Source organism: Paraburkholderia tagetis (assembly GCF_022213065.1).
Classification (GTDB): domain Bacteria; phylum Pseudomonadota; class Gammaproteobacteria; order Burkholderiales; family Burkholderiaceae; genus Paraburkholderia; species Paraburkholderia tagetis.
This window is the reverse complement of sequence record NZ_JAKLJA010000013.1, coordinates 89,776-104,293: the sequence shown is the minus strand read 5'-3', so window position 1 is coordinate 104,293 and position 14,518 is coordinate 89,776. Positions and strand designations below refer to the sequence as shown.

At 65.6% G+C, this 14,518-nt stretch carries 18 protein-coding genes; 7 read left to right on the top strand and 11 right to left on the bottom strand.

Translation table 11 applies throughout. The annotated features are described in order from the left end of the window. Positions 1-9: 9 nt before the first annotated feature. A complete protein-coding gene (locus L5014_RS17505) occupies positions 10-960 on the bottom strand; it encodes a hydroxymethylglutaryl-CoA lyase (RefSeq protein ID WP_238464994.1) in 951 nt (316 codons plus the stop codon). Between the two features lie 129 nt (positions 961-1,089). Here L5014_RS17505 and L5014_RS17500 point away from each other — a divergent pair, with 129 nt between their 5' ends. Continuing rightward, a complete protein-coding gene (locus L5014_RS17500) occupies positions 1,090-1,986 on the top strand; it encodes a LysR family transcriptional regulator (RefSeq protein ID WP_238464993.1) in 897 nt (298 codons plus the stop codon). Positions 1,987-2,037: 51 nt separating this feature from the next. Here the strand turns inward: L5014_RS17500 and L5014_RS17495 are convergent, their stop codons facing one another. Then, positions 2,038-2,205, bottom strand: a complete 168-nt coding sequence (locus L5014_RS17495; RefSeq protein ID WP_238464992.1) for a hypothetical protein — start codon at positions 2,203-2,205, stop codon at positions 2,038-2,040. 110 nt (positions 2,206-2,315) lie between these two features. Here L5014_RS17495 and L5014_RS17490 point away from each other — a divergent pair, with 110 nt between their 5' ends. Then, a complete protein-coding gene (locus tag L5014_RS17490) occupies positions 2,316-2,459 on the top strand; it encodes a hypothetical protein (protein WP_238464991.1) in 144 nt (47 codons plus the stop codon). Here the strand turns inward: L5014_RS17490 and L5014_RS17485 are convergent. From L5014_RS17485 to L5014_RS17470, 4 genes are all read right to left on the bottom strand, one after another. Then, positions 2,452-4,488, bottom strand: coding sequence for a hybrid sensor histidine kinase/response regulator (locus L5014_RS17485; RefSeq protein ID WP_238464990.1), 2,037 nt, complete (start codon positions 4,486-4,488; stop codon positions 2,452-2,454). The two genes, L5014_RS17490 and L5014_RS17485, sit on opposite strands and share 8 nt — an antisense overlap. Before the next feature lie 72 nt (positions 4,489-4,560). Continuing rightward, positions 4,561-5,337: a zinc ribbon domain-containing protein gene (locus L5014_RS17480; RefSeq protein WP_420800089.1), complete on the bottom strand. Its 777-nt coding sequence runs from the start codon at positions 5,335-5,337 to the stop codon at positions 4,561-4,563. A gap of 295 nt (positions 5,338-5,632) precedes the next feature. Continuing rightward, positions 5,633-5,893: a DUF1488 family protein gene (locus L5014_RS17475; protein ID WP_238464988.1), complete on the bottom strand. Its 261-nt coding sequence runs from the start codon at positions 5,891-5,893 to the stop codon at positions 5,633-5,635. Then, on the bottom strand, positions 5,890-6,081 hold the full coding sequence (locus L5014_RS17470) for a hypothetical protein (protein WP_238464987.1): 192 nt from the start codon (positions 6,079-6,081) through the stop codon (positions 5,890-5,892). Before L5014_RS17470 ends, L5014_RS17475 begins: the two co-directional genes overlap by 4 nt. A 176-nt stretch (positions 6,082-6,257) precedes the next feature. Here L5014_RS17470 and L5014_RS17465 point away from each other — a divergent pair, with 176 nt between their 5' ends. After that, positions 6,258-6,638 carry a chemotaxis protein gene (locus L5014_RS17465; RefSeq protein ID WP_238464986.1) on the top strand — a complete coding sequence of 127 codons (381 nt, stop codon included), beginning with the start codon at positions 6,258-6,260 and terminating at the stop codon, positions 6,636-6,638. A 19-nt stretch (positions 6,639-6,657) separates the two neighbouring features. Here L5014_RS17465 and L5014_RS17460 read toward each other — a convergent pair whose 3' ends face one another. Continuing rightward, entirely contained in the window at positions 6,658-8,211 is a 1,554-nt protein-coding gene (locus L5014_RS17460; RefSeq protein WP_238464985.1) for an FAD-dependent oxidoreductase, read from the bottom strand. 24 nt (positions 8,212-8,235) lie between these two features. On the opposite strand from L5014_RS17460, the gene L5014_RS17455 reads away from it, so the two are divergent. After that, the gene (locus L5014_RS17455) at positions 8,236-8,901 is read left to right on the top strand and encodes a GNAT family N-acetyltransferase (RefSeq protein WP_238464984.1); all 666 of its coding nucleotides are present in this window, start codon (positions 8,236-8,238) and stop codon (positions 8,899-8,901) included. Between the two features lie 125 nt (positions 8,902-9,026). On the opposite strand, the gene L5014_RS17450 is transcribed toward L5014_RS17455, so the two are convergent. Together L5014_RS17450 and L5014_RS17445 are read right to left on the bottom strand one after the other, a co-directional pair. Further along, complete coding sequence (locus L5014_RS17450; protein ID WP_238464983.1) at positions 9,027-10,439, bottom strand: hypothetical protein; 1,413 nt, start codon at positions 10,437-10,439, stop codon at positions 9,027-9,029. Continuing rightward, complete coding sequence (locus L5014_RS17445) at positions 10,436-11,386, bottom strand: alpha/beta fold hydrolase (protein WP_238464982.1); 951 nt, start codon at positions 11,384-11,386, stop codon at positions 10,436-10,438. Before L5014_RS17445 ends, L5014_RS17450 begins: the two co-directional genes overlap by 4 nt. A gap of 299 nt (positions 11,387-11,685) precedes the next feature. On the opposite strand from L5014_RS17445, the gene L5014_RS17440 reads away from it, so the two are divergent. Beyond that, complete coding sequence (locus tag L5014_RS17440; RefSeq protein ID WP_238464981.1) at positions 11,686-12,117, top strand: CBS domain-containing protein; 432 nt, start codon at positions 11,686-11,688, stop codon at positions 12,115-12,117. A gap of 20 nt (positions 12,118-12,137) precedes the next feature. Here L5014_RS17440 and L5014_RS17435 read toward each other — a convergent pair whose 3' ends face one another. Together L5014_RS17435 and L5014_RS17430 are read right to left on the bottom strand one after the other, a co-directional pair. Then, on the bottom strand, positions 12,138-12,785 hold the full coding sequence (locus tag L5014_RS17435) for a UdgX family uracil-DNA binding protein (RefSeq protein WP_238464980.1): 648 nt from the start codon (positions 12,783-12,785) through the stop codon (positions 12,138-12,140). A 59-nt stretch (positions 12,786-12,844) separates the two neighbouring features. After that, positions 12,845-13,231 carry a BON domain-containing protein gene (locus L5014_RS17430; RefSeq protein ID WP_238464979.1) on the bottom strand — a complete coding sequence of 129 codons (387 nt, stop codon included), beginning with the start codon at positions 13,229-13,231 and terminating at the stop codon, positions 12,845-12,847. A 237-nt stretch (positions 13,232-13,468) separates the two neighbouring features. Here L5014_RS17430 and L5014_RS17425 point away from each other — a divergent pair, with 237 nt between their 5' ends. After that, complete coding sequence (locus L5014_RS17425; protein WP_238464978.1) at positions 13,469-14,182, top strand: glycosyltransferase; 714 nt, start codon at positions 13,469-13,471, stop codon at positions 14,180-14,182. 75 nt (positions 14,183-14,257) lie between these two features. Further along, positions 14,258-14,431 carry a hypothetical protein gene (locus L5014_RS17420; RefSeq protein ID WP_338019299.1) on the top strand — a complete coding sequence of 58 codons (174 nt, stop codon included), beginning with the start codon at positions 14,258-14,260 and terminating at the stop codon, positions 14,429-14,431. Positions 14,432-14,518 lie beyond the last annotated feature (87 nt).

The following is a 14,518-nucleotide window of genomic DNA, read 5'->3' as shown; positions in this document are numbered from 1 at the left end:
TTAATCCCCTCAGGCGCTCAGCGCGCCGCTCGCCGCTTCGCGCGCGAAAGTTTTCGGCAGTCCTGCGCGCCAGAGTGCACCGTGCAGTGTTTCGCCCTCGAGCCAGTGCGCGACCTTGGCGCGCAGCCTCAGCAAGGCGTGAATGTCGATGCCGGTTTCGATGCCCATATCGGCGAGCATGAACGCGAGGTCCTCGCTCGATGCGTTGCCGCTCGCACCGGGCGCGTGCGGGCATCCGCCAATGCCGGCGAGGGTCGCGTCAAAGCGCGCGACGCCGGTTTCGAGGGCGGCGTAGACGTTGGCGAGCGCGAGTCCGCGTGTGTCGTGGAAGTGGCCGCACCAGAAGCGCTCACCAGCAATCCGGCGTGCCTTTTCGAACAGTTCGCGTACCGCGCGCGGGCACGCATAGCCGACGGTATCGGCGATGCTGACGCGGTCGGCGCCCGCATCGAGCAACGCCTGCATGCAGCGCAGGACTTCGCTTTCTTCGACGCGTCCCTGGATGGTGCAGCCGAACGCCGTGCCGATGCCGCCCTCAATGAGCGTTTTTGCCCCGGCGGCGTCACGTGCGGCACGGATCCGCGCCACTTCCGCCACGACCTCGTCCGGTGTCTTGCGAAGGTTGGCAAGGCTATGTTCGCGGCTGGCGGAAAGCGGCACGAGCAGCAGATCGGCACCCGATTCCAGCGCGCGTTCGGCGCCCTTCAGATTGGGCACGAGCACGGAAACGAGGAGACCGGGCAGCGTTTTGGCGAAGGCGACCAGCTCGGCCGTGTCTGCGAGTTGGGGCAACAGCCGCGCCGGTACGAATGACCCGACTTCAATCTCGCGTTGGCCCGCGGACCAGGCGTCGCGTATCCATTCGATCTTGCGTTCGGTGGACAGGGTGCGCTGAATGCTTTGCAGACCGTCGCGCAAGCCGACCTCGCGTATCACGACGTCGGTGGGGAAAAAGGACATGGTGTCTCCGTGAATTCGCCACTCGTTGAGCCGTTGGCGTTGTGATAACTTTAGGGCTTCCAGAAAAACATTAAAGCGGTATTTCGGAAGTACCAGGCTTCCGAACCGGAACGGCTGAGCGGAGACACAGTGCGTGATATCGATCTGAAAACGTTGCGCCTTTTTGCGGCGGTGTGCGATCACCGCAATATCGCGCGGGCGGCTGAGGAGGCTCATATCGAGCCGTCGGCGATCAGCAAGCGCATTGCCCAACTCGAAGCGGATCTGGGCGTGCCGCTCCTGTCGCGTTCGCGGCGCGGCGTGGAGCCCACAGGCGCGGGCCTTGTGCTGCTCGAGCACGTTCGCAGCGTATTGTTCACAGTCGAGCGCATTGAGAGCGACGTCGCAGCGTTTGGCGGCGGACTGAAGGGCCGCGTGAGCATTTTCGCGTCCGCATCGGCGATCGCGGAGGCACTGCTGGACGATATCGCGTCGTTCATGCGCGAGCCAGGGAACGCGAACATTCGGGTGGATATAGAAGAACGTCTGTCCTCGGATCTTGCGCGCCAATTGCGTGAGGGCGAGGCGAGTGTCGGCGTATGCTGGGACAACGTGAACCTGCAAGGCCTGCAGCACGTTCCGTATCGGCGAGACCGGCTGGCGCTCGCGGTGCATCCGGATCATCCCCTGGCGAACGAACCTGTGCTTCGCTTCGATCAAACGCTCGAATACGAGCACGTCGGGCTGTTGCCTACGACCGCCGTGCATATCATGCTCCAGCGGGCGGCGGCGAGTGCCGGCAAGACGCTGTCGTATCGCGTGATCGTGTCGAGCTTCGATGCCGCGTTTCGGGTCGTCGCGGCGGGACTGGGAATTAGCGTGGTCCCGGTCGAAGTGGCCGAAACCTACCAACCCGCGCTCGGCGTAAAGGTCATCAAGCTCACCGACGAGTGGGCGGAACGCCGGTTCGTCGTGTGTTTCAGAAACCGCGAGTCATTGCAGCCGGCTGCGCAAAGGCTTGTCGATTATCTGGCAGGTCGCGCGTAACGACCGATGGAGAGCGATGGATCGTCTGGAAAGATTCGAATAACTAATTACTCAGACGCTATATCCCGAATCGCGCATCAACTGGCGCGCCACCTCGCTGCCTTGGCCTTGCGCGTCGAATTGCGCGCGAAGACTCGCATCTGCGCGGCGAGTCACGCCGCGGTGCATGGCTACAATTAAGGCCAAAAGGGCGACGATAAACATCGGTATGCCATTCATCACTTGCTCCTTTCTCGATTGATCCTGACTGATCCTGATTGATCCCGATTCGATCCCGCGATTCGATCACGATAAGGCGCATAGTCCGCGCCCGAATGCGTTCGAAACTCATGAGTTTCGAACGTTGCTCGAGCGGCGACCTCCAGGTTCGGGGCACACCCGACGAAATGGCGGCGCTTGCCAAACAGCAAGCGATCCAATGGGTTGAGCACAACCGGCGTGGCATTCGCCCCTGGCCGGATGTCGTCATCTGATCAATGCCTTTTTTCCAAGCTCATCCAGCAACTCCGCGATTTCCTCGGGGCGCGCGGGCTTGACGATATGGCGGTCAAATCCCGCCTGCCGCGTTCGCTCGATATCGTCCGGCAGCCCGTACCCCGTCAGCGCGATGAGCACCGGTAGCGTGTTCGCATCGTCCTCACCCTTACGCCCGGAAAGTCGTGTCGCGACTTCGTAGCCGCTGATATCCGGCAAGTCGAGGTCGAGAATGACGACGTGGGGCCGAAGCTCGTCCACCATTTCGAGTGCGTCTTTCCCGCGGTTTGCCGTGTGGACGTCATGTCCATCCAGTACTGCTGCCAGCGAACTCGCGGCGTCGTAGTTGTCGTCCACGATCAGCACGCGAAGACGCGCGCAGGGCCCGTCGTCGGCGGGCCGGGACGGCGCCGTGGTGCCGGTGGCGGGTTTGTCGCAGACGGGCAGCGTGACCACAAACTGGCTGCCTTTGCCGCGCCCCTCGCTGGTTGCGTCGAGCGTTCCACCATGCATCGCCACCAGCGACCTGGCCACCGAAAGGCCGATTCCCAGCCCGGATTTTCCTGCCGTGGTGTCTTCCGTGGCCTGCTCGAACATTTCGAACATCGCAGGGATCGTGTGCGGTTCCATCCCGATGCCGTTGTCCTCCACGCACACGCGTACCTCCCCGTCGGTCTCTTCGAGGCTTAGCCGGATGTGTCCGCCGTCGGCGGTGTACTTGGTGGCGTTGTCCAGCAGGTTTGCCAATACCTGTGTGAGGCGCGTGGGGTCGCCGCGGATGAATATCGGCAGGCTGTGCGCAATTCCGTCGATTTCCAGCCGGTGGCCATGACGGGCCGCTGCCGGTGCGTTGATTTCGATCGCGCGCTCAATGGCGGCCCTGATGTCGAACACTTCCTTGCGCAGGCGGATTTTCCCCGCCGAAATACGCGAAAGATCGAGCAGGTCATCGATCAGCGCGGCCAGGTGCTTCGCCTGGCGCTCGACGACACCCTGCAGCCAGCGCAACTGCAACGCCGAGATGTTGCGCCGCCGGAGAAAGCTCGCCGCGTTCAGGATAGGGGCGAGCGGGTTGCGCAACTCGTGCGCCAGGGTTGCGAGAAATACGTCCTTGCGCCGGTCTGCCTCCTTCAGCTTTTCTTCGACCTGCACGCGGTCGGTAATGTCGGCCAGGGTTCCCACCACCACCTGCCTGGTCCCGGTCGAGTCGGGCAGAAAGCGCGCGGAGATTTCCACATGGCGGTGTTCCCGCGTCCGCAGTTTGCGCATTTCGAAACTGGCATGCATCTCCCGGCGCCCGGCCGACGCCGCATCGAGCGCTTCGTACAACCCCGCCAGATCGTCCGGGTTCACGAGGAGGTCCGAGAACTGTCGTGCGCCGAGCGGCCCGGCCTGGGCGAGTTGACCGGTGATCTCGAACATCCGGTCGTTTTCCCAGACGGCACCGTCGGTTTGGGGGTCCCATTCGAAGATGCCAATACCGGCTGCCTCGGTGGCGATGCGTAGTCGCTCCTCACTGCGGCGCTGCGCGGCGAGGGCCCTGTCACGCTCGCCGAGCGCATCGCGCACGCGCCGATCCGCCTGGGACTGGAATTGCTCGATGACTGTCCGGGTTGCATCGCCGAAAAACGCTTCGATCGCTTCGTGAATGCCGGCCTGCCCCTCGGGCGGCGGTGCGCTCACAAAGTATTCCCTCACCGAAGCCTGAACGCACCGATGCAATAGTTCTAGCTCGACATATAACTCATCGAGCGCAAACCCCTGTCGCCAGCGTTCTTGCGCATGCTGGCGGGCGTCATGTTCGAGCCGTGTCTCCGCAGCGTGCGAAGGTCCGTCCGAGCGCAGCATGACGCACAGTTCTTCGAAGATCTGCGGCAGTTGATCGATCAGGCCGACAACGGCCTCACGGGTGATCGGCTTGACGCGAATCTGTTTGCGAACCGCGCGCAGCCAGTGTCGTGTCAACTGGCCGCGGCGAGCGTTGAGGTACGCCGCCACCCTGATGCCCAAGTCCTGATCGTCGCTCATCGTCAGACCTCCGACGCCCAATACCGCGCCATCCAGTACGAGCATTTGGCGCGCCGGCCGTAAGGGGGCAACTTAGTGAGTGCTATAAGCGACAGACGATGGCGGATTATCGTTCTTCCCGGCGTCGGCCAACTGCGCCGCGATGGCGCGTGAGAGCAGCTTCCTTGCGGTGCGGCTCGATGCATCGACACGCAGAGCGTACGCAGCGTTATCCCTCGCGCAAGTCCACTGTCCTTCGCGTGCGCATAGCCGGGCGTAGGCAAGCAGGTATCCACGCTCGTGTTCTCGCGAAACCAGTTCTGCGCGTATTCGCTGCGCCTTACGATTGCCGGGCTGTGCGGCAAGCGCCGCTGCGATGTGTTTGTGCGCTTGCGAAAGGTTGTGCTTGTCGAGATTCCAGCGCGCATGGCGCAGACTGTCGGCTGCGCGGTTACGCGCGCTTATGCCGGGTGTGGGCGTGTCGCCAGGTGCGCCTTGCAAAGCGGCGTCATGCTCGGCGCCAGGCGCGTGTGCGGCATGGAATTGCTCCGCCAACGGACGGTCATGCAGTATCGCTGCAAGCAGCGGTTGTTCGATGTCGTCCGGCTTGCCGGCAGGGACGGCGAACACGTGCAGCTCCATGGGTACTTGTACGGCCACGACTTTAGGTGCGCTTTCCTCTTCATGGCGCAGCGAAAGCCCCAAAGCGGCAAGCACGAGTGCAAAGGCGGCGGCGCAGGCGAAGGCGTAATACGGCGTGCCCGAGAGATGCGCGGCGGCTTCGTGCAAGCCCGCGGCCAGCGAATTCGCGCCACACGCGGGACAGAATTTCACAGGCCCGTTGAGTTGGGCTCCGCAACGAGGGCACACGGTTGAATCAAGGGCATCTCGGCGCGCTACGTTGGACAAGGGAACGCTCCGAAGGTAGATAGCTGCAACAGCCCGCTCGATGCGCGCATATCGTAGCCAATGATCAGGATCACTAACAGCAGCTATCAAACATATGAAGAACAGTCACGCGTTATAGCCGCCTTTAAAGGGCAGTATAGGAGTCACGCCGCCGACGCACGCTGTCCGTAACGATCAGGTTTCGAACAATTCCTCGGCCGCCCTCTGGTCTGATGAAAGGGGCGCCGACGGCGATCTCGCGGGCTCTACCTGATGGCTATTCGAAGTCGCGAGTTTCGAGCTCCACGGATTGCGCGGAGTTTTTCTCGAGTACCTCACGCGCCGCACGCTCGATTGTCGGGCGGTTGGCGTCGAACGTGCTCACCAGCGCATGAGCCGAGACGCCCGAATTGCCAAAGCGGTCGTTGAGTGCATCGAGCGATACGCTGCACCATACCGCGCGGCCGTCGACCCTGGCTTCGAATGCAACGCGTGAAGCTGAAACGGCGTGACGGCGATTCGTGAATTCAATCCTCATTGCGTTCCTCCCTCATCTTTGTCTGAGCGAACCGGGCCTTGCGGCTCCAGGCTCACGATGACGTCGGTGTGTTTGCCGTCGCGTTCCGGGACATCCACATAGGCGCGCACCTCGACGTGATAGCCGGGCAGCGTGCCAATGCGCGGCACGGTTGCGCTCGGCGTTTCGCATTCAGGCCTCCTATACATGTACACAGTTGCGATATGAATGAGCCGCATCGCGCGTTCCGCGCTTGGGCGCGAGTTGCGGTTCGCAAAGGCGGTTCGCAGAGGCACGCGGCCTGCTGCAATGAGTGGGCGCGGCGCCGCGCTTCGCCCCTGCGCGCAGCGCCCGGCTAACCGCGCCTTGTCAAAGGAGGACAAACATGAACAGCACGCTGGACCCCGACAACGACCCGTCACAACAACCTGCCGCGCCAGGCCACGACACCGAGTCGTTGGGCCCGGGCGACTCGTCCGATTCGGGCAGCGACAGGGTGGGCGCGAAGCGCCACGACTTCGACCGCGACACGGAGCTGGACAATCACGCGCTGGAAGCCGGCCCGGACGAAGCCCAGAGCGATACCGACAGCAGCGGCACCGGTGAGCGCGCGTCCGCCGATGGCGACGAGTCGCTACGCCCCGACAGCGACGTGCTGCCGGACGAAATCGAAGAAGATGTGCAGGAAGGCGCGGACGAAGACGAAGATGCGCAAGAGGGCGCGAACGAGGACGAAGGCCAAGACGAAGACGAAGGCAGGACCTGAGGCCGGACCCAGGCGCGGCTCATCGGCAGCCCAGCAAGGCGTGCGCGATTTCCGTTGCGACCGGTTCGCGCATCTGCTCGATCAACCGCGCCGTTTCGCGCTCGTAGCCGCACGCGAGCACGGCCTGCACGCGGCCAAGACGCGAATAGACGGCGCAGAAGCGTTCATCGGCGAGGGTGCCCGAGACGGTGATGTCGTCCCATTGCGTGGCGAGTCCCAGCGCGTCGATGCGCTTGCCGTAATGCACTGTCCAGAAGTAGGGCACGCCCTCGTAGCGCGCCTCGTGTCCGAGCATGTTCAGCGCGGCCACGCGCGCGTGCTGCTGGGCCATGCGCCAGTGCTCGATGCGCACGGTTCGCGGCACGCCCGAACCGTCGCGCAGCGCAAAGCGCGCGATGTCGCCCGCCGCATAGATGCCGGGCGCGGCGCGCATGGAGGCATCGACGCTCACGCCGCCGTCCGCGTCGAGCGCAAGCCCATCGACGAACTGCGTGGCCGGGCGCACGCCCACGCCGACGATCACCGCCTGCGCGGGCAGCGTCGAGCCGTTGTCGAGCTGCACGGCCTGCACGTCGGACTCGCCCTCGAAGCGCACGGCGGTGGCGCGATGAAACTCCACGCCATGCGCCTCGTGCCAGTCGCGAAACAGCACGCCCATGCGTGCGCCAATCGCGCGGCTCAACGGCACGCCGGTGCGCGAGACGATGCTCACGCGCACGTCGCGTTTGCGTAGCGCCGAGGCGGTTTCGAGCGAGATGAAGCTATCGCCGATCATCACGGCATGCTCGCCTGGCGAGAGCGCATCGAAGATCGCCTGGGCGTCGCGCACGTTGCGCAAGGTAAAGACGCGGCCGAGATCCGCGCCGGGAATTTCGAGGCGTTGCGGCACCGATCCGCTCGCGATCAGGACCGCGTCGAACGATGCTTCGCGGCCGTTCGGGAGCGTGATCTGCCTGAGCTGGGTATCGAGCTTCGCGACCGCCACGTGCTCCATTTGCAGGCGTGGACTGCGCGCCCACAAATCGGGCAGCAGGCCCGGGACTTCGCTGGCCGACATCTCGCCGGCGGGTACGAACTTGCTCAGGCAGGTGCGATCGTAGGGGGCTTCGGATTCCTCAGTATAAATATGCAGTTCGCCGTCAAAGCCGCTTTCGAGCAGTGTCGCGGCCGCCGCCGCGGCCGCTGCGCCGCCCCCCACGATGGCGAAGCGGCGCAGCGCGTTGCGCTCGCGCAGACCGGGCGCGGGCGCCGGGGCCTGCAAATCGACATAGACGTCCGCGCCTTCGGTCTTCACCGGATACGCGCGCAGCCCCGCGAGCGCGGGCGGTTCGAGCACGGCGCCGCCATCGAGCGCGAAGACCGACTTGTGCCACGGGCAGACGATGCGGTCGTTGCAGAGCGCGCCCCGTTCGAGCGGCGCGCCGGCATGGGGGCAATCGGCGGCGAACGCGTACAGGCGTCCGCCAGAACGCGCGAGCACGATGTGGTGGCCTTGCGCGCCCACATGCTCGACGCGCCGCATCCCCGATTCAGGCACTGCCGCGAGCTTCGCGGCCTTGGTCCATTCAGTCATCGTCAGGCTCCCGAGTGGCGCTCCATGCGTTCCATGCGTTCCATGCACTCCATGCACTCCATGCACTCCATGCGCGCCCTGCCCGCCGCGCCGCAAGCCGCGTGCCGCATGCCGTGGGAAGGCCTGGACCGGAAACAGGCGCGGGGAGGCGGCACTATCCTTGCACATTCATTCAGTAACAAGATCAATGGGAGGGCTTCGGAGATGAACGACATGTCAGTGGTTGTCGTGATGAGGGAAGAAAATCCTCGCACCTTTGACGCGCGCGCGATGCTCGACGAGTTGAGTGCCACGCTCGCGCTCTATACCGGGGATGGCGCGCAGTCGCGGTTCCGCATCGAGGACGTGCAGAGCTCGCGCAGCGTATTCGTGGTCGCGCGCACCATCGATGGCCATGCCATTGGCTGTGGGGCCTTGCGGCGGCACTCGTTCGGAATCGCAGAGCTGAAGCGAATCTACCGGCGCCCGGAATGGCCCGGGGCGGGATCGGTCATTCTGCGATTTCTGGAAGGCGTGGCCGTGTCGATGGGTTACCGCCGCGTCATACTGGAAACGCGCCAGGCCAACAGCCGTGCCGCGGCCTTCTACCAGCGGCACGGCTACGAGACGGTCGAGCCGTTCGGCGAGTACATCAGCATGGAGGGCGTGCGCTGCTTCGGCAAAGCGCTCGCGCCAGCACCGAGCGGGTAATGCAGGGCTGTGGATCGCGCCTGCATAAAGGGACAATTACGGGGCAATCGCGGCGCATCGATGCGGTGTTTCGATGCAGCGTTAATGGGGCGTCGAGGCGTCGTCAATGCGGTGTCCAGGCGTCGTCAATGCGGCATGGCCTGCGCAGGCATATGCACCTCACATTGCACGCCGACTCTCGCACCATACTTGGCGAGCCACGTCTCGAAGCGCTCGTGGCTGAGCGCGGGCGGCGGCTGCGTCTGTGGGCCGAGTTGCGCGAGTGCCTGCCCGAAGCGCACGAACGTGGCAAAGTCGCGCGGATAGCGCGCGGGGTCGACACCCGCAAAACGTCCTGTCGTTGCCGCACGTTCGAGCAGCGCGCGCCAGCGCGAGATGGGCGCGAGCCCGATGCTTTGCACGCCGTGCGAAAACAGCATCATGTCGATCTCGTCGAACGCGGGTTCGTCTTCGAGAAAGCGCTGTAACGCGGCTGCCGAGGGTTCGACGCCGAACAGCAGCCAGAACGGCACTGCGTGCAGCCTCAGGGTCGTGAGCGGGTCCATCAGCAAGAACGAATCGACGAGCAGATGGCGCGACTCGATGCCCGCGTCCTCGTACCAGCGCCGGTACACCTGTGCGGCCGCGAAGCTCAACGCCTCGGGCTCGCGGAAGCGGATCGTCACGATGCGCCAGTCCATCCCGGCCGCGAGTCTTTCGAGTTCCGCATACAGCGCGGCGTCGAACCCCCATTCGGCTTCCGGCACGCGCATATCCGCTGGCGGCGGCTCCCAGCGAGTGCGGGCACTGCCGTCGCGCTGGAGGAGCGCGCGCACGCGCTCACCGCCTTGCAGATACTCGTCTTCGGTTGCGCCGCCCGTCGCGCCGAACTGAAAATACGATCGGTCGCTGGTGCGCGTGACGGGCCAGTCGCGCGTGCAATCCACGACGTACAGCGTGGCGCCGCGTTCGAGATTGCCCAGCAGGAACTCGCGGTACGCGAGCGGCAGGCGGCGATGCTTGACGCGGAAATAGCGGATCGAATGCAACATCAGCCGGTCCTGGTTGGGATCGTGCATCTGATGCACGGCAATCCGCCCATCCGCCGCGAGCATTGCGTCCACGATGCGGCGGCTCGCGCTGAAGCTGTGCTCGACGTCGTCGGGGTCGCTAAAGGGGGCGCGCACCGGGCACAGGAAAGTCTGCGGCAGCCAGGGCGCCCCCAGCGCGGCGGCGAGATGGATCATCGCGCCATTGGACGATCCCACGAAGGCGCAGCTCGCGGGCTCGCGCGGATAGAGGCCGGTGATCCATCCGGCAATGCGCTCGATGTCGAGCCGCCCGGCGTCGCCCGGGTCGATCCCCTCGCTCATGCCGCCAACGATGTACGCCCATTCGCGCGGGCGCGTCGGCAGCGCGTTGATGGCGGGCATGAGCCGATCGAGCATCGGCGACTGGCTGGGGCTCGCAAAGGGTTCGCCGTGCAGCGCGCTGGCGAGCGCCTGCGCCATCGCGGCAGCGGAATCGAAACGGGCGATACCTGGCGGCGGTTTGCTCATCGTTGGTTCTCCTGAGGTTGTGTGGCTGCCTTGGCCTCTGCCTGTGCCTCCGCTTGCGCGTTTGCCGGCGCGGCTTTCAGGAACGGCGCAATGGCGAAGGCGAACGCATGCGGCGACGCGTAGTTGAGCGTATGCGTGCCGCCTTCGATCATCGACAGCGTGCCGTGAGGTAGCTGACGCGCGACCTGCGCGGCCCAGTCCGGCGGCGAAACGGGATCGCGCGTTCCGACCACCACGAGGGTGGGCGCCGCAATGTGCGCGAGACGCTCGCTGAACGGGTCGCGCACCAGCATGCGCATCGTCGCGAATGCGCGCCAGAGGCCCGCTTTTGCGTAGTCGATGCGGCCCACGGCGATGGGCGAGTGAGGCTGCTCGCGCCGCCCGTTGACGAAAGCGCGCCATGCCTGCTGGTACAGCGCACGCGCGCGCGGATCGGGCGTGGGCGCCTGAAGCACGAGCCGCGTGACGGCCTGCGGATAACGGCTCGCGAAGTCGGCGAGCACCTGGCAGCCGAACGAATTGCCGACGAATGCCGCGCGCTCGATTCCGCAAGCGCCGAGCCACAGATGCAGCGCGTCGGCGAGCCCGGAGATGCTCAGGACGTCGCGTGCCCGCGCGAGCCGGCTTTCGCCGAAGCCCGGCAGGTCGGGCGCGAACACGTCGAAGTCGCGGGCAAGGATCTGCGCGAGCGGCTCCATGTAATGGCTCGACACGACGAGGCCATGCACGAGAACGACGGGCACGCTTTGCGCGGTGGACCCGGCCGTCGCCCGCGCGAAGCGGAAGAACATCCGGTAGGGGCCCGCCTGCACGTTGGCGCCTTCGAGGCCTCTGCGGCGGCTCGAATCGTTGAGCGCGGGTGTGCGCTTGAGCTTGCGCCACTGCGCGCCCGACCAGACGAGTGCGATGACGCAGGCGAGCGCGCCCACATAGAAAGCGGTCGGCATCGTGGACGTCTCCTGCGAAGGCCATGGAGACGGCCGGCAATGCGAAACGCGCGCGTGAACGCGACCAGGCATTGGGGCCATCACCCTTTTATAGCAAGGTCCGTTCCGCACCCGTGGCGAGCGCGCGGCGCCGACTGCGCGATGACAAAAGCGCTCTGGCGCGCCCCATTTCATGTCTTACATGTAGGCCTTGCAACCGGGCCTGCACGGCTGGAGCCTCGGCGATTCACGGACTTTGGCATAGCCGATGCGCGTTTCATGGTGCAGGCCGATTTCCTCCAACTGAAGAAGGAGCAACCATGACCACGATCGCAGAAGTCATGACACGTGACGCCGAAGTGCTGACACCCGAGGCCTCGCTGCAAGAAGCGGCGCAAGCGATGGATCGCCTCAACGTGGGTGCGCTGCCGGTATGCGACGGCACGCGCCTCGTAGGCATGCTGACCGATCGCGATATCGTCGTGCGTGGCGTTTCGGCGGGCGCGGCCCCCGAAGCGTCCGTGCTGGAAACGCTGAGCGACACCGTCGAATGGTGCTACGAGGACGAGGACGTAAGCGTCGCCGAGCACAAGATGGCCGAGCGCCAGATCCGGCGGTTGCCGGTCGTCGACCGTAACAAGAAGCTGGTCGGTATCGTCTCGCTTGGCGACCTTGCAACGTATGGGGATGGCGGCCTTTCGTCGACGCTGGGCGCGGTGTCCTCGCCTTCGCAGCCCGATCGCGGGCGCTGAGTGTCTGTGCTAGTGAGCGGCTAGTGGCCGCTCATGAGGGCGTGCGCCCGGCGCAGGACTTCCACCATCTGCGCGCGGGCGCGCTCGCGGGCGTCGGGGTCGGGCGCGCGCAGAACGTAAGACGGGTGCCAGGTGGCGAGCACGGCGAGCCCGCCGGCATGCGTGGTGCGCTCCATATGCGCGTTCAGGCGCGCATGCGGATCGTGCAGCACGGCGCGCAACGCCGTGGCGCCGAGCGCGACCACCACCTTCGGCTTGACGTGTGCGAGTTCGCGCTCGAGCCAGTACGCGCATGCCTCGACCTCGCGCTGCGCGGGCGTCTTGTGAAGGCGCCGCTTGCCGCGCAGTTCCCATTTGAAATGCTTGACTGCGTTGGTCACGTAGACCATTTCGCGGCCAATGCCCGCCGCTTCGAGCACGGCGTCGAGCAATTGCCCCGCGGGGCCGACGAACGGCAGGCCGGCCTGATCTTCCTTGTCGCCGGGTTGCTCGCCTACGAGCATCAACCTGGCCGGTGCGCCGCCCGCGCCCGGCACCGGCTGGGTGGCGTTACGCCAGAGGTCGCAGCGCCGGCAGTCGGCGAGCGAGCCGGGTTGCTGGTGCGGATCGGTGTCATCGGCGCCGGATGGAGCCGAGTGAGCCGGTGAATGAGCGGGGCGCTTCGTCATCGGGAGGACTCCATAGCGATTCTTCGATGCCGGACTTGCGGCGCGTCGTGTGCGTGGCGTCACTGCCGCGCCGTATCGACATCGAGCGCGTTCCTCACTGCCGCGACGCCGTCTACGCGGCGCACGACGTTTCCCGCTTCGTCCTTCTGGCGGAGATCGGGAATCGCGCCGCTCAACGTCACGGTGCCAGTTTCGGTGCTCACGTGAACATTGCTGGAGTCCACGCCGCTTGTGCCAACCAGCGCGGCCTTCGCCTTGGCCGTGATGAACGCGTCGTCGATCTTTTGACGAAGCGATTCGGTCGAGCTTGCATGAGTGGTGGTCTGCGTCGTCGTCGCGGTGGACGACGCTGCGCCGGGCGTTGGCGGATGGGCGAGTGTCTGGGCCGCCGCGCTCACCTGGGCAAGCGCCGCGCACGCGGCCAGTACGAAGCTGCAGCGTTTCATTGTGCCTCCCTGGGCCTCGCTGTGCCTGATTGTGGACATGGCGCGTGACCTCCTGACCCTACTGCGCTTGCCTGGCCGGCCACCGCGCAACCCACGATGCGCAATGCCCATACCGCATGCCCAGGCGGCGCGACGATCCGGAACGAGCCACGTGCGATCCAGGGACGTGCCAGGCGCGATCCAGGTATAACGCGTGCAGCCACGACAGTGACCGAGCGAACAGGACGAAGGCCTCCCATGCGCATTGCCCAGGTTGCCCCGCTATACGAACGCGTGCCGCCGCAGGGCTATGGCGCCACCGAGCGCATCGTCCACTATCTGACCGAAGGACTCGTGGAGCGCGGCCATGACGTGACGCTCTTCGCCAGCGCCAACTCACTCACCTCGGCCAGACTGGTGCCGTGCTGTCCGCTGCCGCTGTGGCAGGACCGCGAGGTGGAGGACACGCTCGTGCATCACGTGGCCGAACTGGAGCGCGTGGTCGATTGCGCCGCGCGGTTCGAAGCGCAGATGCGCCCGCTGCTTTCGCGGCATGCGCAGAGCGTGGAGTATTTCGGCGAGGCGGGCGGCTCGCTGCGCACCGATCTGCTGAGCCACGCCGAGGCGCTGCTGATGCCGATCGCCTGGGACGAGCCGTTTGGCCTCGTCATGATCGAAGCGCTGGCGTGCGGCACGCCGGTAATCGCATACCGGCGTGGCGCGGTGCCCGAAGTGCTCGAAGACGGCGTGAGCGGCTATCTCGCGAGCGAACTTGACGAAGCCGTGCGCGCCGTCGAACGCCTGCCGGCGCTATCGCGCTCGCGCTGCCGGGCCGAGTTCGAGCGCCGCTTCACGGCGGCGCGCATGACTGGCGATTACGTGCACGTCTATCGAACGTTGCTGGAGCAACGGCATACAGCAGGACCGAACGCGCCGCTGCCATCGCGCGACCGGGACGGGCGAACTTCGTGACGCCCAGATCCAGCCCATCCAGTCGAGCCAGTCCGCGAGCGCGCGGCGTGTGTCCTCGACGCGCGCATCGACCGCATGATGGGGTATTACGCGCCCTATGCCACCTCGCACGACGCGCTCGATGCCGACGAGCGCTTGCATGAGGAAGTGGCGAACGTCGCCCGCGCCGTGGCGAAAGCGGTGGCGGCGCTGCGGGCTGGAACGCTGCATCGTGCCGATGAAGGCATCGAGCCGCCGCGCGCGAAGTGAGCGTGCGAGTCTTCGGCTTAGCCCTTCGCGAGCCGGTGCAATGGTGTCCGAGGCAGGCCGAACGGCGGTTGTAGAAGGTACGCGTAA